Source organism: Geodermatophilus sp. SYSU D00766 (assembly GCF_054049915.1).
Map to the genome: position 1 here is coordinate 1 of NZ_JBJGYI010000009.1, position 21,059 is coordinate 21,059.

Annotated in this window: 21 protein-coding genes; 9 read left to right on the top strand and 12 right to left on the bottom strand. The window is 76.6% G+C overall.

The window, feature by feature from the left end; translation table 11 throughout:
* A partial coding sequence (locus tag ACI8AD_RS09455; protein WP_456870276.1) for a helix-turn-helix transcriptional regulator occupies positions 1–2,699 on the bottom strand: 2,699 nt, incomplete at its 3' end.
* Positions 2,700–2,833: 134 nt separating this feature from the next.
* On the opposite strand from ACI8AD_RS09455, the gene ACI8AD_RS09460 reads away from it, so the two are divergent.
* The gene (locus ACI8AD_RS09460) at positions 2,834–3,277 is read left to right on the top strand and encodes a hypothetical protein (RefSeq protein WP_456870277.1); all 444 of its coding nucleotides are present in this window, start codon (positions 2,834–2,836) and stop codon (positions 3,275–3,277) included.
* A 37-nt stretch (positions 3,278–3,314) separates the two neighbouring features.
* Here the strand turns inward: ACI8AD_RS09460 and zwf are convergent, their stop codons facing one another.
* Complete coding sequence (gene zwf / locus ACI8AD_RS09465; protein WP_456870278.1) at positions 3,315–4,808, bottom strand: glucose-6-phosphate dehydrogenase; 1,494 nt, start codon at positions 4,806–4,808, stop codon at positions 3,315–3,317.
* Positions 4,809–4,856: 48 nt separating this feature from the next.
* Positions 4,857–5,045 (bottom strand): hypothetical protein, encoded by a 189-nt coding sequence (locus ACI8AD_RS09470; RefSeq protein ID WP_141233894.1) that lies wholly within the window; start codon positions 5,043–5,045, stop codon positions 4,857–4,859.
* A 166-nt stretch (positions 5,046–5,211) separates the two neighbouring features.
* Here ACI8AD_RS09470 and ACI8AD_RS09475 point away from each other — a divergent pair, with 166 nt between their 5' ends.
* The 6 genes from ACI8AD_RS09475 to ACI8AD_RS09500 all read left to right on the top strand — a co-directional run bounded on the left by ACI8AD_RS09475 (position 5,212) and on the right by ACI8AD_RS09500 (position 11,085).
* Positions 5,212–6,732, top strand: a complete 1,521-nt coding sequence (locus tag ACI8AD_RS09475; protein WP_456870279.1) for a phospholipase D-like domain-containing protein — start codon at positions 5,212–5,214, stop codon at positions 6,730–6,732.
* A 46-nt stretch (positions 6,733–6,778) separates the two neighbouring features.
* Entirely contained in the window at positions 6,779–7,666 is an 888-nt protein-coding gene (locus ACI8AD_RS09480; protein ID WP_456870280.1) for an arginase family protein, read from the top strand.
* Between the two features lie 31 nt (positions 7,667–7,697).
* Complete coding sequence (locus ACI8AD_RS09485; RefSeq protein ID WP_456870281.1) at positions 7,698–8,474, top strand: SDR family NAD(P)-dependent oxidoreductase; 777 nt, start codon at positions 7,698–7,700, stop codon at positions 8,472–8,474.
* Positions 8,471–9,007: a class I SAM-dependent methyltransferase gene (locus tag ACI8AD_RS09490; RefSeq protein ID WP_456870282.1), complete on the top strand. Its 537-nt coding sequence runs from the start codon at positions 8,471–8,473 to the stop codon at positions 9,005–9,007. The genes ACI8AD_RS09485 and ACI8AD_RS09490 overlap by 4 nt, the downstream gene beginning before the upstream one ends.
* Before the next feature lie 28 nt (positions 9,008–9,035).
* Positions 9,036–10,211 carry an acyl-CoA dehydrogenase family protein gene (locus tag ACI8AD_RS09495; RefSeq protein ID WP_456870283.1) on the top strand — a complete coding sequence of 392 codons (1,176 nt, stop codon included), beginning with the start codon at positions 9,036–9,038 and terminating at the stop codon, positions 10,209–10,211.
* Between the two features lie 178 nt (positions 10,212–10,389).
* A complete protein-coding gene (locus tag ACI8AD_RS09500) occupies positions 10,390–11,085 on the top strand; it encodes a response regulator (RefSeq protein ID WP_456870284.1) in 696 nt (231 codons plus the stop codon).
* Here the strand turns inward: ACI8AD_RS09500 and ACI8AD_RS09505 are convergent.
* From ACI8AD_RS09505 to ACI8AD_RS09525, 5 genes are all read right to left on the bottom strand, one after another.
* Positions 11,067–11,516 carry a hypothetical protein gene (locus tag ACI8AD_RS09505; RefSeq protein WP_456870285.1) on the bottom strand — a complete coding sequence of 150 codons (450 nt, stop codon included), beginning with the start codon at positions 11,514–11,516 and terminating at the stop codon, positions 11,067–11,069. The genes ACI8AD_RS09500 and ACI8AD_RS09505 overlap by 19 nt on opposite strands.
* A 72-nt stretch (positions 11,517–11,588) precedes the next feature.
* Positions 11,589–12,764, bottom strand: coding sequence for an ATP-binding protein (locus ACI8AD_RS09510; protein WP_456870286.1), 1,176 nt, complete (start codon positions 12,762–12,764; stop codon positions 11,589–11,591).
* A gap of 132 nt (positions 12,765–12,896) precedes the next feature.
* Positions 12,897–13,631 carry a DUF3618 domain-containing protein gene (locus ACI8AD_RS09515; RefSeq protein WP_456870287.1) on the bottom strand — a complete coding sequence of 245 codons (735 nt, stop codon included), beginning with the start codon at positions 13,629–13,631 and terminating at the stop codon, positions 12,897–12,899.
* 39 nt (positions 13,632–13,670) lie between these two features.
* Positions 13,671–14,267, bottom strand: coding sequence for a phage holin family protein (locus tag ACI8AD_RS09520; protein WP_089406188.1), 597 nt, complete (start codon positions 14,265–14,267; stop codon positions 13,671–13,673).
* Positions 14,268–14,270: 3 nt separating this feature from the next.
* Entirely contained in the window at positions 14,271–15,140 is an 870-nt protein-coding gene (locus ACI8AD_RS09525; protein WP_456870288.1) for a hypothetical protein, read from the bottom strand.
* Positions 15,141–15,451: 311 nt separating this feature from the next.
* Between ACI8AD_RS09525 and ACI8AD_RS09530 the strand changes: the two genes are divergently transcribed.
* Positions 15,452–16,294 (top strand): siderophore-interacting protein, encoded by an 843-nt coding sequence (locus ACI8AD_RS09530; protein WP_456870289.1) that lies wholly within the window; start codon positions 15,452–15,454, stop codon positions 16,292–16,294.
* Positions 16,295–16,302: 8 nt separating this feature from the next.
* On the opposite strand, the gene ACI8AD_RS09535 is transcribed toward ACI8AD_RS09530, so the two are convergent.
* The 4 genes from ACI8AD_RS09535 to ACI8AD_RS09550 form a co-directional block, all read right to left on the bottom strand.
* Positions 16,303–17,091 carry an enoyl-CoA hydratase/isomerase family protein gene (locus ACI8AD_RS09535; RefSeq protein WP_456870290.1) on the bottom strand — a complete coding sequence of 263 codons (789 nt, stop codon included), beginning with the start codon at positions 17,089–17,091 and terminating at the stop codon, positions 16,303–16,305.
* Positions 17,092–17,095: 4 nt separating this feature from the next.
* On the bottom strand, positions 17,096–18,016 hold the full coding sequence (gene ypfJ / locus ACI8AD_RS09540; protein ID WP_456870291.1) for a KPN_02809 family neutral zinc metallopeptidase: 921 nt from the start codon (positions 18,014–18,016) through the stop codon (positions 17,096–17,098).
* Positions 18,017–18,091: 75 nt separating this feature from the next.
* Positions 18,092–19,672: a helicase HerA-like domain-containing protein gene (locus tag ACI8AD_RS09545; RefSeq protein ID WP_456870292.1), complete on the bottom strand. Its 1,581-nt coding sequence runs from the start codon at positions 19,670–19,672 to the stop codon at positions 18,092–18,094.
* A gap of 25 nt (positions 19,673–19,697) precedes the next feature.
* Positions 19,698–20,543 carry a formate/nitrite transporter family protein gene (locus tag ACI8AD_RS09550; protein ID WP_456870293.1) on the bottom strand — a complete coding sequence of 282 codons (846 nt, stop codon included), beginning with the start codon at positions 20,541–20,543 and terminating at the stop codon, positions 19,698–19,700.
* A gap of 130 nt (positions 20,544–20,673) precedes the next feature.
* Here ACI8AD_RS09550 and ACI8AD_RS09555 point away from each other — a divergent pair, with 130 nt between their 5' ends.
* Positions 20,674–21,057, top strand: coding sequence for a hypothetical protein (locus ACI8AD_RS09555; RefSeq protein WP_456870294.1), 384 nt, complete (start codon positions 20,674–20,676; stop codon positions 21,055–21,057).
* Positions 21,058–21,059: the final 2 nt, after the last annotated feature.

Sequence of the window (21,059 nt, forward strand, 5' to 3'; positions counted from 1 at the left end):
GGGAGCGCGGTGAGCTCGGTGCGGGAGGTGACGCCGAGCTTGCTGAAGACGTTGCGCAGGTGGAAGTCGACGGTCCGGACGCTCACGAACAGCTGGGCGGCGACGTCCCGGTTGGACAGACCCTGCCGGACCAGCGCGGCGACCTGCCGCTCCTGCGGGGTCAGGTCGGTGGCCGTGGACACGTCGCGGCGGCGGGCGGTCTCCCCGGAGGCCCGCAGCTCGGCCGCGGCCCGCTCGGCCCAGGTCACCGCGCCGAGGTCCTCGAAGAGGGCCAGCGCGCTGCGCAGGTGCCCGCGGGCGTCGACCCGCCGCCGGGCCCGGCGCAGGTGCTCGCCGTAGGCGAGCTCGGTGCGGGCCCGGTCGGGCAGCCGCGGCGAGCCGGCGTGCGCGGCCAGCGCGCGCCGGAAGTGCTCCTCCGTGGCCTCGCCCTCGGCGAGCAGGGCGTGCCCGTGCTCGACGACGGCGACCGCGGCGGGCGCGCCGGTACCGGCCGCGAAGCCCTCGAGCTCGGCCAGCCACGCGCGGGCGAGGTCGTCGCGGCCGGCCCGGGCGGCGGTCTCCAGGCGATCGAGCGCCGCCATCCGGCTCACGCCGGTCTCGGTGATCTGCTCCAGGTGGTGCAGGGCGGTCGCGGGCTGCCGGGCGGCGCGCAGGCCCCGCGCCCAGTTCAGCAGGTCGACCACGACGACGTCGGTGACCCCGCCGGGGTGCCCGGCCCGGATGCCGGCCGCCTCCTCGACGAGACGCTCGGCGTCGTCGTCGCCGCGGCGGGCCGCCAGCACGGCGAGCTGCGCGGTCGGGAGCGCGACCATCCCGGGGTGGCCGGTGCTGGCCGCCAGCGGCACCGCCTCGGTCGCCGCGCCGGCCGCTCGCGCCCAGGCGCCCACGGCGAGCTGGATCTGCACGCCGCGGGTCAGTGCGTACTCGACGGTGGCGAGCGCTCCGGCGCGGCGGGCGGCGGCCAGCAGCTGCTCGTGCAGGCGCAGCCCGCGCTCGTCGTCGCCGATGACCAGGGCGGCGATGCCGAGGTTGCGCTGCACGTGGTCGTCCCGGACGTCGGCGTCGGTCAGCGCGAATGCGTCACGGAAGGAGCCAGCCGCGGCTGCCCAGTCCCGGCGGGCGGCTGCCGTGAACCCGCGCAGCAGAGCCGCCGCGGCCCGCACCCGCGGTGGGGCGTCCGGTGCGGGGGCGGCCACCAGCCCGGCCGGGTTCGCCGGCTGCGGGGAGCGGGCGCCGTACACGGTCAGGGCCGCGGCGATCACCGCCAGCTGCTGCGCCAGCGCCGGGTCGACGTCGCCGGCGACCCGCGCGGCCTGCGCCACGAGGTCGTAGCCGTCGTCCAACGACCCGGTCGTCCAGGCGATCTGCCCCTGGAGGGCCAGCAGCTGGGCTCGCAGCAACGGCTCGGTCACCTCGGCCGCCGCGGCGGACGCGAGTGCCGTCGCCCGCGACGGGTGCGCACCCAGCCACGCCGCAGCCGCGGCCCGGTACAGCCGGCGGCCACGGGCCGGGCCCGGGGCGGTCAGTTCGGCGGCGCGGGCCCAGGCGGCGTCGGCGGCCTCGTGGCCACCGCGACCGGTGGCACGCTCGGCGACGCCGTCGAGCGCGGCGACGACGGCCTCGTCGGGCCGGTCGGTCGCCGCCGCGAGGTGCCAGGCACGGCGGTCGGGGTCGGCGCCCGACACCTCGGCCAGCACCCGGTGCGCGGCCCGGCGCTGGGCGCTGGGAGCCGCCCGGTAGACCGCCGAGCGCACCAGCGGGTGGTACAGGGACAGCACGCCCCCCTCGACGCGCAGCAGGCCGGCCCGCTCGGCCTCGTCCAGGGCCTCGTCGCCGGCGCCGAGGCGGTCGGCGGCGTCGCGGACGACGGTGAGCCGGCCGGTGTCATCGGCCGCGGCCACCAGCAGCAGCCGCTGCGCCGCCTCGCCGAGCCGCCGGTACCGGTCCAGGAAGCCCCGCTCCACCCCACCGGTCAGCGGCAGCGCCGCCGGCAGCGGCGCCCGCCCGGTGAGCTGGTCGGGGGAGAGGACGCCGGCGAGCTCGCCGAGCGCGAGCGGGTTGCCGCCGGTGGCGGCCACCAGCCGGTCGCGCACGCCCGGGTCGACGTCGGCGCCGGACCGCTCGGCCAGCAGTGTCCCGGCGGCCGCCCCGGTCACCCCGCCGAGGACGAGGGTGGGCAGGTCGGGCGCGTCGAGGGAGTGCGCCTCGCCCTCGCGGGCGGCGAACAGCAGCGCCACCCGCTCGGCCTGCAGCCGGCGTGCGGTGAACAGCAGCGCGGCGGCCGAGGCGTCGTCGAGCCAGTGCGCGTCGTCGACGACGGCCAGCACCGGGCGCTCCTCGGCGGCGTCGGCGAGCAGGCTGAGCGTGCCCAGGAACGCCAGGAACCGGTCGCCCTCGCCCTCGGCCTCGCCCAGCGCCGCGCGCAGCGCCCGCCGCTGCGGCTCGGGCAGCGCGGCGAGGGAGGAGCGCAGCGGCCACAGCAGCCGCTGCAGCGCAGCGAACGCCAGCGGCGACTCCGACTCCACGCCCTGCGTGCGGAGCACGGTGGCGTCCGACGCGGCGGCGACCGCCTCGGCCAGCAGCGTCGACTTGCCCGACCCGGCGACGCCGCGCACCACCAGCGCTCCGCCCCGCGCGTTCCGCGCGGCGTCGAGCAGGGCGGCCACCGTGGCCCGCTCGGCGTCGCGACCGGCCAGCACGGGGCCGACCGTACCGGCCCGCGGGCGCCGTCCCGGCCTCCCGGACCCGGCGACGTCGCCGGTCCGAACGCGCCCGGTCCCCGGCGATCCTCGGGGTGCACTCCCACTCCACCCCGCACCCGTCGGAGGCTCCCGTGAGCAGCACCGCCGTCCGAACCCACCCCGCGGACCACGGCCTGCGCACCCCGGTGCTGTGGGGCGTCGTCGTCGGCGCCCTGCAGTCCGTCGCTCCGCTGGCCTTCCCCTGGCTGGCGCCGGTGACCGTCCACGCCCTGGGCCTCACCCTGATCGCCGCGGTCTACGTCGGGTTCGCCGTCGCCGACGGGCGCCGGCACGTCCTGGCCGTCGAGGTGGCCGTCGCGTCGGCCTTCGTGGTCCTCGCCGCGGCCGCGGTGCCGGCGTCGGGCTGGCTGGTCGTGGCCGGGCTGCTGGGCCACGGCCTCAAGGACCTGTGGCAGCACCGCACCGGCTTCGTGGCCGGCACCCGCTGGTGGCCGCCGTTCTGCGCCACCGTCGACGTGGTCGCGGCCGCACTCGTCGCCGTCGCGATCCTCACCGGGCTGCCCGTGGCGCCCTGACCCCGGCCGCGGGCCGGCCCCCCGTGGACGACGCCGGTCAGGACCGGGCGGAGTGGCGCCAGCTGCGGCCGTCCCGCGTGATGAGCGCGTCGGCCTCCGGCGGCCCCCAGGTGGCCGCCTGGTAGAGCGGGATGGGCCGCGGGTCGCTCGCCCAGTACCGCATCACCGGGTCGACGATCCGCCAGGACCGCCCGACCTCGTCGGCGCGGATGAACAGCGTGGGGTCGCCGATCAGCGCGTCGAGGATGACCCGCTCGTAGGCGTCGGGGGACTGCTCGTCGAAGCTCTCGTAGGAGAAGTCCATCGAGGCCTTCTGCACCCGGAAGGCGTGGCCGGGCACCTTGGCGCCGAACTTCAGGCTCAGCCCCTCGTCGGGCTGGACGCGCACGACGAGCGCGTCGGGCTCCAGCCCCTCGGCCCGGCCGGGGAACAGCGGCAGCTGCGGCGGACGGCGGAACTCCATGGCCACCTCCGTCAGCCGCGCCGGCAGCCGCTTGCCGGTGCGCACGTAGACCGGGACGCCGGTCCAGCGCCAGTTCTGCACCTCCAGGCGCATCGCCACGAAGGTCTCCGTGGAGCTGAGCGGGTCGACGCCGGGCTCGTCGCGGTAGCCGGCCATGAGGTCCTCGCGGGTGCCGCCGCGGGTGTACTGCCCGCGCACCGCGTTGGCCGCGATCTGCGCCTCGTCCTCCAGCGGCGCGATGGCCCGGAGCAGCTTGACCTTCTCGTCCCGGATCGCCTCCGCGTGGAACGACGTGGGCGGCTCCATGAGGAAGAGGGAGAGGACCTGCAGGACGTGGTTCTGGACGATGTCCCGCATGGCGCCGGTGGTCTCGTAGAACCCGCCGCGGTCCCCGACGCCCAGGGTCTCGGCGACGGTGATCTGCACGTTGTCGACCCACGTGCGGTTCCAGATCGGCTCGAAGATGGAGTTGGCGAAGCGCAGCGCCAGCAGGTTCTGCACCGTCTCCTTGGCCAGGTAGTGGTCGATGCGGAAGATCTGCTCCTCGGTGAACGCCGACGACAGGTCCGCGTAGAGGGCGCGGGCGCTGTCCTCGTCCCACCCGAAGGGCTTCTCGACGACCGCCCGGACGAAGGCGCCGTCGGAGGGCACCGACAGCCCCGCCTTGCCGAGGCTCACCGCGATCGGCCCGAACAGCCGCGGCGGCGTCGCCAGGTAGTACACCCGGTTGCCGGCGGTCCCGTGCCGCTCGTCGCACTCGGCCAGCACCTCGGCCAGTCGCTGGTAGGTGGCCGGGTCGTCGTAGCCGCCGTGCACGTAGCGGGCCGCCGCCGTGAGCTCGCGCCACCGCGGGTCGTCCCCGGACACGCTGCGGCGGCACAGCTCGCCGAAGTCGGCGTCGCTCATCGGGGTGCGGGCGACACCCACCAGCGCCACCTCCGGCGGCAGCGCCCCGTAGCCGGCCAGCCGCTCGAGCGCGGGCAGCAGCTTGCGCGCGGTCAGGTCACCCGAGGCGCCGAAGATGACCAGCACGCACGGCGGGGAGCGGCGGTCCGGATCGAGGTCCACGTGCTGAGCATGCCGGGGCGGGACGGCCACCGACAGACCTCGCCCCGGCTACTCGCGGACGACCCACACCTCGGCCGGCCCCTCGGGGGTGTCGCGCACCTGCACCGGCTCGTACCGCTGGTAGACGCCGAACCACCGGGGCCCGTCGTAGACCAGCACCGAGGACGTCAGCATCTCGGCCCGCAGGTCGTCGACCTCGCCGTGTCGGGGCCCGCCCCAGTGCAGCACCAGCGGCATGCCCGGCAAGGTAGCCGGTCGGGGCCGGTCCCGTCCGCGGGGGCCGGTCCGGGGACGGACACGCCTCGGCGTCGTCACCCTCCGCGAGCACCCCGTTCGGCACCGATCGGATGACGTCGGCGAGGCGGACGCGCACGGTGCTTGCGCAGGTCGGCAGACTGCCGGGGTGACGGAGAGCGCCGACGGCAGCGGGACGACGTCCCCGGCTCCCGTCCCCGCGCCCACCGCCGACACCCTGCTCGTCCCCGGCGAGACGTGCTGGCGCATCGAGCGCGCCGACCGGCACGCCGTCTTCGTCGACGCCGCCGACTACTTCGCCACGCTCAAGCAGGCGGTGCTGCGCGCCGAGCGGCGGGTGCTGTTCATCGGCTGGGACTTCGACCCCCGCATCCGGCTGGACCCCCGCACGCCCGGCCGCGCCCACGACGACCGGCTCGGGCCGGTGCTCGAGCGGGCCGTGCGGGCCAACCCGCGGCTGGAGATCGGCGTCCTGCAGTGGGACCTCGGCATGGTGGTGGCCCTCACCCGGCGGATGGCGCCGATCGTGCTGCTCAACCGCCGCTCGCCCGACCGGCTGCGGTTCAGCGTCGACACGCACCACCCGATCGGCGGCGCGCACCACCAGAAGATCGTCGTCATCGACGACTGCCTCGCCTTCGCCGGCGGCATCGACGTCACCGCCGACCGCTGGGACACCTCCGAGCACCGCGACCGCCACCCGCTGCGCCACCGGCCGCACACGACCCGGCTGAGCGGGCCGTGGCACGACGTCACCAGCCTCGTCTCCGGCCCGGCCGCCCGCGCGCTCGGTGACCTCGCCCGCGAGCGCTGGGAGAGCGGCACCGGCGAGCACCTGGAGCCGGTGGACGACGTCGAGGCGTGCTGGCCCGACGTCGAGACGTTCCTGACCGACGTCGACGTCGCGATCTCCCGCACCCGCCCGGAGCACGGCGGCGCGCAGCTGGTCCACGAGATCGAGCTGCTGTGGCTCGCGGTGATCGCGGCCGCCCGCGAGGCCGTCTACATCGAGACGCAGTACTTCGCCAACCGCCGGATCGCCGAGGCGATCGCCGACCGGCTCGGCGAGCCCGACGGCCCGGAGTTCGTCGTCCTCAACCCGCAGACGGCCGAGAGCTGGCTGGAGACCCGGGCGATGGACACCGCCCGCGTGAAGCTCCTCGACCTGGTCCGCCGCGCCGACCGGTACGACCGGTTCCGGCTCTACGTCCCGGTCGCCGAGGGCCGGCGGCCGGTGTACGTGCACGCCAAGGTGACCGTCCTCGACGACCGGCTGCTGCGCATCGGCTCGTCCAACCTCAACAACCGCTCGATGGGCCTGGACACCGAGTGCGACGTGTCGATCGAGGCGCGCACCGGCGACCCCCGCGAGGCGGAGATCCGTTCGGCGGTGCTCGGGATGCGCCACCGGCTGCTCGGGGAGCACCTCGGCGTGGCGCCCGAGGAGGTGGCCGCCGCCGTCGAGCGCTGCGGGGGCTCGCTGGTGCGGGCCATCGAGTCGCTGCAGCGGCCCACCGGCCGCTCGCTGGTCGCCTTCGAGCCCCCGGAGCTCGCGCCGGTCGAGCGGTTCCTCGCCGAGACCGAGCTGCTCGACGCCGAGCACACCCCCAACCGGTGGCGCCGGGTCAAGCAGGCCTTCGGTGGCCGCCGGCGGCGGCAGCGCGGCTGAGCCCCGCTCGCTGGCCGCACGCCCCGTGGCGGGGTAGGACACCGGGGTGCCCTCCGCGCGCCCCCTCGACCTGCTGGCCGCCCCCTCCAGCGCCGCGGCGCACTGGCCCGGGCAGGAGCGGGCCTGGGCCGCGCTGCAGCAGGCCGGGCTGCCCGGCGCCCTGGCCGCCGGCGGCGAGGTGGCGGTCCGGGAGCTGTTCGCGCCGGTGCGCTGGACGGCGGGCCGGGCGCCCGCGGGCCGGGTGCGCGACGCCGGCCGGGTCGCCGCCGGGCTGGCCGCGGTGCGCGACGCCGTCGCCGGATCGCTGCGCGCCGGGCGGCTGCCGGTGGTCGTCGGCGGGGAGTGCACGACGACGGCCGGGCTGGTCGCCGGTGCCCGCGCGGCCGGCCTGACCCCCGGGCTGGTGTACGTCGACGGCGGCGTCGACCTGCGCACCCCGGCCGACAACCCCACCGGCGTCGCCGACTCCATGGCGCTGGCGCACGTGCTCGCGCTCGACGGGTGCGACCCCGACCTGCTCGCCGTCGGGCCGGTGCCCCTGCTGCCGGTCGAGAGCGTGCGGGCCGTCGGCGTCCGCGACACCGAGCCCGACGCCACCACCGCGGCGCGCACCGGCCTGGCCGTCGTCGGCGCCGCGCAGGTCGCCGCCGACCCGGCGGGGGTCGCGGCGGACGCGGCCGCGGCGGTGGGCGGGCCCGACGGGTTCCTCGTGCACCTCGACGTCGACGTCGTGGAGTTCCTCGACCTGCCGCTGGCCGACGTCCCCGACCACGGCCAGGGCCTCGCCCTCGACGTCGTGGCCGGCCTGCTGGCCCGGCTGTGCGCCGACCCGGGGTTCCGCGGGCTGTGCGTCACCGAGCTCAACCCCGACCACGCCGCCGGCCCCGGCGACGTCCGGCGGCTGGTCGACGTGCTCGCCCGCGCGCTGGCGTGACCCGGCGCCCGCGTCGGGTAGGGCGCCGGGCATGAGCGGCTCAGCGACCTTCGACTTCACCGGCTCCGTCGTCCTCGTCACCGGCGGCGGCACGGGCATCGGCCTGGCCATCACCCGCGCGTTCCTCGACGCCGGCGCCACCGTCGTGGTCACCGGCCGCCGGCGGGAGCGGCTCGAGGCCGCCCTCGACGGCGTCCCCGCCGGGCGCGGGGCGGCACTGCCGGCCGACGTCTCCGACCCCGCGCAGGTGCGGCGGCTGGTCGCCGACGTCGTCGACCGCTTCGGCCGGCTCGACGTCGTGGTGAGCAACGCGGCCGGCTACGAGAGCGGGGAGGTCACCGACCTCGCCGACGACGCCTGGGAGCGGATGCGCGCCACCAACGTCGACGCGTTCTTCCACCTCGCCAAGGCCGCGCTGCCGCGGCTGGCGGAGTCCGGCGGCAACCTCGTCGCCGTCTCCTCGGTGTCCGGGCTGCGCGGCGACTGGGGGCAGGCCGGCTACAACGCCACCAAGGCCGCGGTCACCAACTTCGTGCGGTCCCTGGCGCTGGACTGGGGCCCGCGCGGCGTGCGGCTCAACGCCGTCGCGCCCGCCTTCACCTTCACCGAGCTCAACGCCGACGCTCCCCGCGACGACGCCTCGCTCGCGCCGTTCCGCAACCGCATCGCGCTGGGCCGCCCCGGCGAGCCCGAGGACATCGCGCCGTCGGTGCTGTTCCTCGCCTCCGAGGGCGCCCGGTACGTGACCGGCGCGGTGCTCGCCGTCGACGGCGGGACCAGCGCGTCCACCGGACAGGCGCACGTGTGACCGCACGGGCGGCGTCCGACCGGCTGGCGTTCGTCGCCGGCGTGGTCGCGGCGGCGCCGGGGGAGCGGGTGCTCGAGGTCGGCTGCGGCGCCGGCGTCCTGGTCACGGAGCTGGCTGCCGCGGTCGGCGCGGGCCGCGTGGTCGCCGTCGACCGGTCGGCGCGGATGGCCGCCGCCGCCGCCCGGCGCAACCGCGCGGCCGTCGACGACGGCCGGGTCCGGGTGCTCCCCGCGCCGCTGCTGTCGGCCGACCTCGGCGGCGAGCGCTTCGACGCGGTGGTCGCCGTCGACGTCCGGGCGTTCTGGACCCCGCCGGCCCCCGAGTGGGACGCCGTCGCGGCCCTGCTGGCTCCCGGCGGGCGGGTGGTCGTCGGCTTCTCGGTGATGCGCCCACCCGACCGCGACGCGGTGCCCGCCGCGGTGGCCCTGCTGGCCAGCCGGCGGGGGCTCGCCGTGACGGCGACGAGCGAGGCGGCGACGGCGCCGTACCCGACGGCCGCCGTCGCGTTGCGGGCGGCCGCGGCGGGTAGGTGAGGACGACCCGATCGACGGAGGACCCGCGATGACCGACGAGCTGCCCGGCGACCTCTACGGCTACGAGACGCTGCTGACCGACGACGAGCGCAAGGAGCTGACCGGCATCCGGCGCTTCCTGGACGAGGAGGTCCGCCCGCGGGTCAACGACGCGTGGGCGGCCGCGGAGTTCCCGATGGACCTGGTACCGCGCTTCGCCGAGGAGGGGATGGTCGGGCGCAGCTACGACCTGGAGCACCGGCCGCGCGCCTCCCGGCTGTTCACCGGGTTCATCGCCCTGGAGACCGCGCGCGTCGACCCGTCGATGGCCACCTTCCTCGGGGTGCACAACGGCCTGTCGATGGGCTCGATCGTGCTGTTGGGCTCCGACGAGCAGCGGGCCCGCTGGGTGCCCGGCATGGTGGCGCTGGACCGGATCGGCGCGTTCGCCCTCACCGAGCCGCACGGCGGTTCCGACGTCGCCCGCGGCCTGGAGACCACCGCCCGCCGCGACGGCGACGAGTGGGTCATCGACGGCGCCAAGCGCTGGATCGGCAACGGCACCTTCGCCGACGTCGTCGTCGTGTTCGCCCGCGACGTCGCCGACGACCAGGTGAAGACGTTCGTCGTCGAGAAGGGCACGCCCGGCTTCACGCCGACGAAGATGGAGGGCAAGTACGCGCTGCGCACGGTGCAGAACGCCGACATCGTCTTCGACGGCTGCCGCGTCCCGGCGGAGAACAAGCTCGAGCACGGCAACTCCTTCAAGGACGTCAACCGCGTGCTCAAGCTGACCCGTGGCGGCGTCGCGTGGTCGGCCGTGGGCTGCCAGATGGGCGCCTTCGAGGCGGCGATCGCCTACGCCAAGGATCGGCGGCAGTTCGGCCGGCAGATCGCCGGGTTCCAGCTTGTGCAGGACCTGCTCGCCCGGATGGCCGGCAACGTCACCGCCAGCCTCGGCATGGCGGTGCGGGTGTCGCAGCTGCAGGAGGAGGGGGTCTTCCGCGACGAGCAGGCGGCGCTGGCCAAGTCCTTCGTCACCGCCCGGGCCCGCGAGACCGTGGCGCTGGCCCGCGAGCTGTTCGGCGGCAACGGGATCCTGCTGGAGAACGACGTCGTGCGGTACTTCGCCGACGCCGAGGCGCTCTACTCCTACGAGGGCACCCGCGAGATCAACAGCCTGATCGTCGGCCGCGCGCTGACCGGGGTGAGCGCCTTCGTGTGAGGGCGCGCGGGCCGAGCGGGCAGGTGCGGTCGGCGACCCGCGCCGACCCGCCGCGTCGAGCCGCGGCAACTGCTCACTCGGCCGAGCGAGCCACCGCTCCCCGGCTGCACCTGTCGCACCGCCGCGCCGAAGCCCTGCGGGAGACGGGCGGGACCGCCGCCCGCGGTGGGGAGGTGCGGTGGCCGCGCAGTCGGTGCTCGTCGTGGAGGACACCGCCGAGATCCGCGAGCTGGTCGTCACGGTGCTCACCCGGGCCGGGCTGGACGTGCGCGCCGTCGGGTCGGCCGCCGGGTGCCTGGCCGAGGTGCGCCGGTCGGCGCCGGACCTGGTCGTGCTCGACCTCGGGCTGCCCGACGGCGACGGCACCGAGGTCTGCCGGCAGCTGCGCGCCGAGAGCGGCTGCTACGTCCTCATGCTCACCGCGCGCGCCGAGGAGGTCGACCTGCTCGTCGGCCTCGCCGTCGGCGCGGACGGGTACATGGCCAAGCCGTTCTCCCCGCGCGAGCTCGTCGCCCGCGTGCAGGCCATGCTGCGCCGTCCGCGCACGGTCACGGACACCACGGCGCCGGGCACGGCCCCCGTCCGGCTGGCCGACCTGGAGATCGACGAGGACAGCCGCGAGGTGCGCGTCGACGGCGCCGTCGTGGACCTGACCCGCACCGAGTTCGACCTGCTGGCGGCGCTCGCGTCGCGGCCGGGCCGGGTGCTGCAGCGGGAGACGCTGCTGCGCGAGGTGTGGCGCACCGAGTGGGCCGGCAGCCTGCGCCTGGTGGAGGCGCACATGTCCAACCTGCGCCGCAAGCTGCAGGCCGCGGGCCTGGCCGAGGCCGGGATCCGCACCGTCCGCGGGGTGGGCTACCGGCTGGTGGCCTGACCCCCGCGCGGCGCCGGCACCGCGCCGGCGGCCCCGGTCAGCCCGGTCAGCCCGGTCAGCTCGGTGACCAGCGCGTGCGCGACGACGCCGCGGCGGGCCTGCCGGGCGATCGCCCCGGACAGCCGCGCGACGGCGGGGTCGCCGAGCTGCCCGCTGCTGCCGGCCAGCGCGCTCGCGCCGTCGGCCAGGGCGGCGGTGTCCCCGGCGCGGGCGGCCCGGCCGATGGCGGCCAGCCGCCCCGGCAGGGCGTCGGCGTGCGCGGCGCGCAGCCGCTCGACGACGGCGGGGTCGACCGCGGCGGGGTCGACCGCGGCAGGGTCGGCGGGCGCGGTCGCGGCGCGGTGCTCGAGGAAGGCCAGCAGGCGGGCGGGGAGGTCGCCGTCGGTGACGAGGGTGGTCCGTCGCTGCGGGGTGCGGTCCGCCGTGCTCACGCCGGGGAGCCTGCCAGCGCCCGCGCAGCGCCTCCGCGGGGACCCCGCACGATCGCCGCAAGACGGCTGTGCTCAGCGGGGCAGGACCAGGGTGGCCGTGGTGCCGCGGCCCTCGGTGCTGACCAGCTCCAGCCGGCCGCCGTGCGCGGTGGCGATGGCCCGGGTGATCGCCAGGCCGAGGCCGGCGCCCGGCACCGACCGGCGCACGTTCGACCCGCGGGTGAAGCGGCTGCCCAGCCGCGCCTGCTCGGCGGCCGGGACGCCGACGCCGGTGTCGGCGACCGCCACCCGGACCTCCTCCGCGGTGGGGACGACGGTGAGGTCCACCCGCCCGCCGCGGGGGGTGAACTTGACCGCGTTGGACACCAGGTTGTCCAGCGCCTGGCCCAGTCGGACCGCGTCGCCGGGCACCACCGGGCCACCCGCGGGCACCCGGGCGGTGAGGACCACGCCGGCGGCGGCCGCGGTGACCCGCGCCGACTCCTCGGTGGCGCGCGCGAGGGCCCCGAGGTCGGCCTCGCCCGGCACGAGCGGGAACCGGCCGGCCTCCACCTGGGCGGTGAACAGCAGGTCGCCGACCAGCCGCTCGAGCCGGGCGGCGTTGCGGGCGACGACGTCGAGGTACCCGCGGGTCTGCTCGCCCAGCGCCGGGTCGTCGAGGACCAGCTCGAGGTAGCCGAGGACCGACGACAGCGGCGTGCGCAGCTCGTGGCTGACCAGCCCGACGAACTGGTCCTTGAGCCGCTCGGCCTCGCGCACCCCGGTCACGTCGGTGCCGACGAAGGTCCACCCGTCGGGACCGCCGTCGTCGGCCCGTGGGGTGACCGCCACCGACACCGTGCGGCGGGTGCCGTCGGCGGCCACGTAGGTCCAGTCGCGGACGTCGCTGCCGCGCTCGGCGGCGGTGCCCACCAGCGCGGACAGGCCGCGGCCGGCGAGCTCGGCGGGGTCGTGGAAGTCGGTGACGCGGCGGCGGCGCACGACCTCGGCGCGGGGGAGGCCCAGCAGCCGCTCGGCGCCGGGGTTCCACACCCGGACGACGCCGTCGGCGTCGGTGCCGACGACCGACTGCTCGGTGATGGCGTCGACGACGCCGGTCATCGTGGCGGCGCGGGCGCGCAGCACGCGGGCGGCGACGGCGAGCTCCTCGCCGCGGTCGTCGACCAGCGCGGCCAGGGCCGAGCGCTCGGCCTCCAGCTCGGCCACCCGCGCGCGCAGCGCGGCGAGCTCGGCCCCGGTCCCGGTCACGGGGGTCAGGTCGGCCCCGCCGGCGCGGCCCTGCAGGCGGCGCGCCGCCGGCTCACCCGAGCAGGGGAGACCCGGACACGGCAGCACCCCGCCGGGGAGACCCGGCGGGGCGCTGCGCGGTGCTGGGTGCTGCTACGAGCTGGTGGCCTGGCTCTGCACGGACTCGCGGGACTGCTGGGCCTGGCCCTGCACGTCCTGCGCGGCCGACTGGCCCTCCTGCTTGACCGTCTGGGCGGCGTCCTGGGCGGTGCCCTTGACCTCCTGGACGGCCTGCTGGGCGGCCGGCTTGAGCTGCTCGCCGACCTCCTGGGCGGCCTGCTTGGCCGGGGCCAGCAGCTCGTCCTTGTGCTCGCGGAGGGCGGACTCGGCCTGCTGCGCCAGCTCCTGCTCCTTCTGCGTGGCCGGCAGCAGGCTGCTCACCAGCCAGCCGACGCCGAAGGCGATGAGACCGGCCGCGAGGGGGTTGCCCTGCGTCTGGCGGATCACCGCGTCCGGGGCCTGCTGCACGGCCGAGGCCGCCGACGAGGCGGCGTCCTGCACGGTGCCGGCCGCGTTGGAGGCGGCGCCCTGCACCGAGCCGGCCACGTTGGAGGCCGTGCCCTGCACCGAGCCGGCCACGTTGGAGGCCGTGCCCTGCACCGAGCCGAGCGCGTTCTGAGCGGTGCCGCGCGTCGAGGACCGGGTGTCGTGGGCCGAGCCCATGACCTTGTCCTTGACGTTGGCGAAGCGGCCCTTGGCCGCGCTCATCCGCCGGTCGACGACGCGGGCCGGGTTGACCTTCTCGTTGAGGGCGTCGACGTCGTAGCTGAGCTCGCGCCGCGTCTCCTCGATCTGCCGCCGGATGGCGTCCGGGTCACTGCTGGTCATGTCTGCTCCAGAGAGGTGTGGGGGCCGTGGGCCCGGGGGTCAGTGGGGCTTCAGGGCGCCGGGGACCTGCTGGAGCGTGTCCACGGTCCGTTCGGGCTTGGGGTTGACCTGCCGGAACTTCTTGCGGCCCATCGAGAACGCGACCGCGCCGATGATCGCCCAGAGGACCGCGACGATGAGGGCCGACCAGCTGTGGCCGACCAGGTGGGACAGGGCCCACCACAGCGCGATGCTGAGGAAGATCACGGTCATCAGCCCGGCCAGGCCCGCGGCGCCGAACATGCCCGCGCCCTGCCCGGCCTTCTTGGCCTCGACCTGCAGCTCGGCCTTGGCCAGCGCGAGCTCCTGGCGCATGAGCACCGAGAGGTCCGTGGTGACCTCGCTGATGAGCTGCCCGACCGAGACGCCCTCGACGTCGGGCCGGCCGGCCTCGGTGGTCGGGGTGCCCAGGTTGCCGGCGTGGGCGCCCGTCGAGGCGCCGTAGGACTCGTCGGCGTAGGACTGCTCGCCGTAGGCGCTGCTGCCGGCCTGACCCTGGTCGTACGTGGGCGGGACGGCGTAGTTGGCCGGCGGGGGCTCCGGCGGGTAGCCCGACTGGCCGCCCACCGGCGTGGCGCCGGAGTAGGGAGAGGACATGGCTCAGACCCCCGTGCCCGGGCGGCGGGTGGGGTCGTCCCAGCCCGCGGGAGTGGTCGGCGGGACGACGCCGCCGGCCGGCGGGGTGGTGCCGTACGGCGGGGGCGGCAGCGGCGTGCCGGTGGTCCCGGTCTCGCCGTAGCCACCCGACGTGGTCGTCTCGTAGGTGGTGGTCGTCTCGTAGGACGGCGTCGACTCGTAGCCCGAGGTCGTCTCGTAGCCGGAGTAGGACGGCGTGGTGTCGACGAAGTTGCCGGTGCCCTGGGTCGTCCCCGTGTAGTGCCGGCCCGACGAGGAGCTGGTGTCGGAGTGCGCGGCCTTGACGCCGCTGGTCAGCCGGCCCGCGAGGACGCCGGCGAGCGCGGCGCCGAGCAGGAAGGAGCCGGGGCGGCGACGGGCGAAGCTGCGGACGTCCTCGAGCAGGTCGCCCGGCTCGCGGTTCTGCAGCATGCGGGCGAACTCCTCGACCCGGCCGGCGCCCTGCTGCAGCAGGTCACGGGCGGGGCCGGGGGCCGGGGCGTTGCCCTCGACCATGCCGCGCAGCTGCTCGGCGAGGCTCGCCAGGCTCTGCCCGGCCTTCTGCTGCTGGGAGACGACCTGCTGGCGCACCTGGGTGCGGCCCTGCTGGACGAGGCCCTGGGCCTGCTGCTGTGCCTCGGCGACGACCGTCTTCGCCTGGTCGGCGGCGGTCGAGGCGACCTGGCTGCCGGCCTGCTTGGCCGTCTGCCCGACGTTGCGGGCCTCGTCCTTGGCCACGTCGGTGGTGGACGGCGAGCCGGTGCTGGTCGTGGTCGAGGTCGTACTCGTGTCCCCGTAGCCGGTCGCACCCGAGGAGGGCGGCGGCGGGAGGGGGGCGTCGATGGAGTGGGTCATCGTTCCTCCTGAGTGGATCTCGGTCGGCGTCCTGCTACCCCGGAATGGATCACGCACACATCGCCGGGCGACGGCCGTCGCCGGATCGTGTGCAGGTCGAGCGGGGTCGGCACCGGGGCGGGTGACGGCCCGTGAGTCGTGGGGAGAGCGGTCCGGCGCCGTCCGGGGGAGCGGCGCGCGCCGGATGACGGCGCCGGGGACGGCGTCGTTCCCGCAGGCCAGGGGCTACCCGGACGAGGCGGTCCGGAAACGGGGCCGGCCCGGCGGTACACCGGAGGTAAGGTGAGCCTTCCCTGATCCGAGGAGGGCCCGTGGCCGACCCGACCCCGCGCCGCCGGCGCACGCCGCGCACCGGCACCGTGATGAGCACCACCCGGCCGACGCCGCACCTCGTCCGCGTCGTCCTGGGCGGCGACGGGCTGGCCGGTTTCGCGCCGGAGCACACCGACTCCTACGTCAAGCTGCTGTTCCCGCCGCCGGGAGCGCCCTACGCCGCGCCCTTCGACCTCGACGAGGTGCAGGAGCGGCTGCCCCGCGAGCAGTGGCCCTCGACCCGCACGTACACCGTGCGCTCGTGGGACGCCGCGGCCGGCGAGCTGACCATCGACTTCGTCGTCCACGGCGACGAGGGCGTGGCCGGACCGTGGGCGCTGGCCGCGCGCCCGGGGGACGCGCTGCAGCTGTTCGGGCCCGGCGGCGCCTACACGCCCGCGGTCGACGCCGCCTGGCACCTGCTCGCCGGCGACGAGACGGCGCTGCCGGCGATCACCGCCGCGCTCGCGGCGCTGCCCGCCGACGCCCGCGCGGAGGTCTTCGTCGAGGTGGCCGGGCCGGAGGAGCAGCAGCCGCTGCCCGGCGGGCCCCGGGTCCGGGTCACCTGGGTGCCCCGCGGCCGCGCGCCGGGGGTCGCCCTGGTCGCCGCCGTCGTCGGGGCCGACCTCCCCGAGGGCGACGTGCACGTGTTCGTGCACGGGGAGGCCGGCGCCGTGCGCGAGCTGCGCCGGTTCGTGCGCTCCGGGCTCGGCGTCCCGCGGGAGCGGATGTCGGTGTCGGGCTACTGGCGGCTGGGCAGCACCGAGGACCGCTGGCAGTCCGAGAAGCGCGAGTGGAACGCCGCCGTCGAGGCGGAGGAGGCCGGCCTCGGCGTCGCCTGACCCGGAGGTCAGCCGCGCCAGGGGAAGCGGGGTGCGCGGCGCTCGGCGAAGGCGGCGACGCCCTCGGCGAGCTCGCCGGCGGCCGCGGTCTCCCGGTACCAGCGCCGAGCCAGCTCCTCGACCCGCTCGTCGTCGCCGCCGTCGTCGAGCGCGGCGGTGATCTCCTTGGCCGCGCGCTGGGTCAGCGCCGAGCGGCCGGCCAGCACCTCGGCGAACCGCCGCACCTCACCGGCCAGGTCGCCGGCGGGCAGCAACCGGTCGACCAGCCCGGTGCGCAGTGCGGTCTCGGCGTCGACCAGCTCGCCGGAGTACAGCAGGTAGCGCGCCGTCGCCGGCCCGACCAGCCGGACGAGCTGGCGGGTCGACGTCGGGGTGAAGACGATGCCCACCTTCGCGGGGGTGACGCCGAAGACGCCGGTCGGGTCGGTGAAGCGGAGGTCGCAGCAGGTGGCCAGCTCCACGCCGCCGCCGATGCAGTGCCCGCGGACCATCGCGATGGTCGGCTTGGGGAAGTCGCGCAGCGCGGCCTGGGCGGCGAGGTTGGCCTCCCGCACGGCCGCCATCGGGTCGCCCGCGTCGGGACCGCCGAGCAGGTCGGCGATGTCGGCCCCGGCGCAGAAGCTGGGCCCCGCGCCGCTGACCACGAGCACGCGCACCGCGGGGTCGTCGGCCAGCTCGGCGAGGACGCCCGGCAGCGCCGCCCACATCTGCGCGGTGAGCGCGTTGCGCTTCTCCGGGCGGTCGATGACCAGCGAGGCGACGGCGCCGTCGCGGCCGGTCCGCAGGTGCCCGGTCACCGGCTCAGCCGAGGTCGTCGGTGGCGAAGGTGTCGCACTGCGCCGGGTCGCCGGTCTCGTAGCCGGTGAGGAACCACCGCTGCCGCTGCTCGGAGGAGCCGTGGGTGAAGGTGTCCTGGTCGACCGAGCCCCCGCCCAGGTTCTGCTGGATGAAGTCGTCGCCGATGCGGGCGGCGGTGTCCAGCGCCCGCTGGATGTCGTCCTCGGTGATGTCGGCGATCAGCGGGGCGCCGGACTCGTCGGGCACCGTCTCGGCGTGGTTGGCCCACACCCCGGCGTAGCAGTCGGCCTGCAGCTCCAGGCGCACGGTGCCGCTGGTGGGGCCGGTCTCCCCGGGGGTCACCAGCCGGTTGGTGCCGAGCAGGTTCTGCACGTGGTGGCCGTACTCGTGGGCGAGCACGTAGGCGTTGGGGAACGCCCCGCCCTCGGCGCCGAACTGGGTGCGGAGGGTGTCGAAGAAGGTCAGGTCGATGTACACGAGCTGGTCGGCGGGGCAGTAGAACGGGCCCGAGCCGCTGGTGGCCCCGCCGCACTGCGTCTGCACCTGGCCGGAGAAGAACACCGTGTCGGTCGGCACGTACTCCGCGCCCAGCGCCTGCGACCAGTAGTCCTGGATGGAGTCGATGTCGGCGACGACGGCGCACTCGACCGAGTCGTTGGCGTCGCCGCTGTCGTCGCAGGACTGCTCGAGCGCGGCGTTGTCGGCCGTCTCCCCCTCGGCCAGCCCGCCGGACAGCGCGCCGAGCCCGGCCCCGGCGCCGCTCCCGCCGCCGAGGACCTGGATGAGCACGACGACGAGCAGGCCGACGATCCCGAGCCCGCCGCCGCCGACGGCGAGCCCCCGTCCCCCGCCGAGCCCGCCGCCCCGGCCGCGCCGGTCCTGGACCGACGACGTGTCGAGCCGCCCGCCCTCCCTGTACCGCATCGCCCGCGCCCTCCCGGTCCGTGTGTGCCGCTCGACGGTGCCACCGGCTCCCGGGCCCCGCGACCGGGGAGCGGCTCAGCGGCGCCGGCGGCGGGTGCCGAACAGGCCGCGGGTGAGCTCCCGGCCCAGCGCCGAGGCCGCCGACCGGGCGAAGCTGCGGAACACCGGGGAGGCCATGACGTCGGCCAGCACGCCGCCCTCCTCGGGCTCCTCGCGCCGGCGCGCCGGTTCCTCCCTCGGGGCCTCCCGCGGCGGCGCGGGAGCAGCCGGCGGGGCGGGCGGCGCGAGCCGCGCGGCCAGCAGCTCGCGCGCGGACTCGCGGTCGACGGCGGTGCCGTAGCGGGGCTGCAGCGGCGAGGCGGCCACCGCCGCGGCCATCGCGTCCGGCGCCACGGTGCCCATGGAGGCCCGCGGTGCGCGCAGCACCGTCCAGGCCAGCGGCGTCGGCGCCCCCCGCTCCGAGAGCACGGTGACCGCCGCCTCCCCGGTGCCCAGCGAGGTCAGCAGCGCGGCGACGTCGTCGTAGACGTCGCTCGCCGGGAAGGTCCGCACCGTCTTGCGCAGCGCGTCGGCGTCCTCGGGGGTGAAGGCGCGCAGCGCGTGCTGGACCCGGTTGCCCAGCTGGCCGAGGACGTCGGAGGGCAGGTCGGTGGGCTGCTGGGTGACGAAGAAGACGCCGACGCCCTTGGAGCGGATGAGCCGCACCGTCTGGGTGACCGCGGTCAGGAACGCCTTGCCGGCCCCGGCGAAGAGCAGGTGCGCCTCGTCGAGGAAGAACACCACCTTCGGCTTGTCCAGGTCGCCGACCTCGGGCAGCTCCTCGAACAGCTCGGCGAGCAGCCACATGAGGAACGTGGAGAACAGCGCGGGCCGGTCGGCGACGGCGGGCAGCTCGACGGCGCTGATCACGCCGCGGCCGTCGGGGGCGGTGCGGATCAGGTCGGCGGGGTCGAAGGCGGGCTCGCCGAAGAAGACGTCGCCGCCGAGGTCCTCCAGCGCGACCAGCTCGCGCAGCACCACGCCCGCGGTCGCCTTCGACAGCCCGCCCAGGCCCGCGAGCTCCGCCTTCCCCTCGGGCCGGGTCAGCCAGGTCAGCAGTGCGCGCAGGTCGGCCAGGTCGAGCAGCGGCAGGCCCGCCTCGTCGGCGTGGTGGAAGACCAGCCCGAGCGAGCTCTCCTGGGTGGCGTTGAGGCCGAGCACCTTGGCCAGCAGCGTCGGGCCGAAGTCGCTGACCGTGGCCCGCACCGGGACGCCGGTGCCGAGCCCGCCGAGGGCCAGGTACTCGACGGGGAAGCCGGTCGGCGTCCACGGGTCCCCGGTCTCGGCGGCCCGGCGGGTGATCCGCTCGCTCGCCTGCCCCGGCTCGGCCAGCCCCGCGAGGTCGCCCTTGAGGTCGGCGAGCACGACCGGGACGCCGGCGGCCGAGAGCTGCTCGGCCAGGAGCTGCAGCGTGCGGGTCTTGCCGGTGCCGGTGGCGCCGGCGATCAGGCCGTGCCGGTTGAGGACCGACAGCGGCAGCCGCACCTGCGCGCCGGGGTGCGGGCGGCCGCCGACGGACACGGCGCCGAGTTCGAGGGCGGGCCCCTCGACCGCGTAGCCGGCCGCGATCCGGACCGCGGCCTCCTCGTCGGGCTCCGGGCTGCAGGGGTCGCTCACGCGGCGACCGTAGCGGCGCCCCGGCTCAGGCGCGCTCGGCCGGCTCGGCGCCCGTGCGCGGGGCGGCGTCGGGTGCGTCGCGCAGGAACAGGTACCAGTAGGAGGTCCCGACGAAGACCACCGCGCCGACGAGGTTGCCCACGCCGGCGAGCAGCCAGTTGGTCAGGGTGTCGCCCCAGTTCGCCCCCTCGACGCCGGCGAACACCGCCGCCGGCAGGAAGAACATGTTGGCCACCACGTGGTCGAAGCCCATCGCGACGAAGGCCATGACCGGGAAGAAGACGGCCAGGATCTTGCCTGCGACGCTGGTGGTGGCCAGCGACATCCACACCGCCAGGCAGACCAGCCAGTTGCACCCGACGCCGCGCAGGAAGGTCTCCCACGCGGTGTGGTGGGTCTTGCCGTCGGCGATCTCGGCCAGCCGCGCGAAGGTGAGCCCGGCGCTGCCGGTGCTGTCCGGGTCGCCGATGACCCCGGTGGAGACGGCGAGGAAGAAGGCGACGAACAGCGCGCCGAGCAGGTTGCCGAGCAGCACCAGCGTCAGGTTCCGGACGACGTCGGCGACGGTGACCTTGCCGTTCATCGCGCCCAGCGGGACCAGCATCATGTTGCCGGTGGCCAGGTCGGACCCGGCGATCAGCACCAGCACCAGCCCGAGGGTGAAGGCCGCGCCCATGAACAGCGTGGGCAGCGTGCCCCAGGTGCCCGGGTCCAGCCCCGAGGAGACGGTGATCGCGACCAGCGCCCCGAAGGAGATGTAGGCGCCGGCGAGGAAGGCGCTCACCAGCACCCGGTCCCAGCTGCGGTGCACCTTCTTCGCCCCGGTCGCCGCGGCGACCCTGGCGACCTCGGCGGGTTCCTTGGCGGTCATCACGCCTCCCCGGGCACGACGGCGTCGGTGCCCGGACCGTAGCGGTACGGGACCGTCCGCGCCGCCCGGCGGCCGTCGGGGGAGCCGGGACGGCCTAGGGTCGGGGCGTCCACCGAGGCGGGAGGGGTCCATGGCGTTCTCGAACCGGGTGCGCAGCGCGTTGACGACGACGGTGCTCGCCACCGCCGCCACCGGGTTCCTCGCCGGCTGCGGCACCGACGACCAGGAGGAGCAGGTCGCGTACTGCACCGACGAGGACGGCGAGATCGTCGACGACGACTACTGCGACGACGGCTACCGCGGCCCCGGGCTGTTCTTCCTCTACCTCGGCGCCTTCCGCCCCGGCCTGCCGGTCGGCACCGTGCTGCCCCGCGGCGGCACCCGGGTCGACCCGCGCGACACCGTCGCCCGCCAGCGCTACGGCCTGCCCGCCGCCGGCGCGGTGGTCGCCGGCACCCGGGTCGCCGGGGGCATCGGCTCGGGCACCGGCGGCACCGGCAGCTCGGGCTCCTGAGG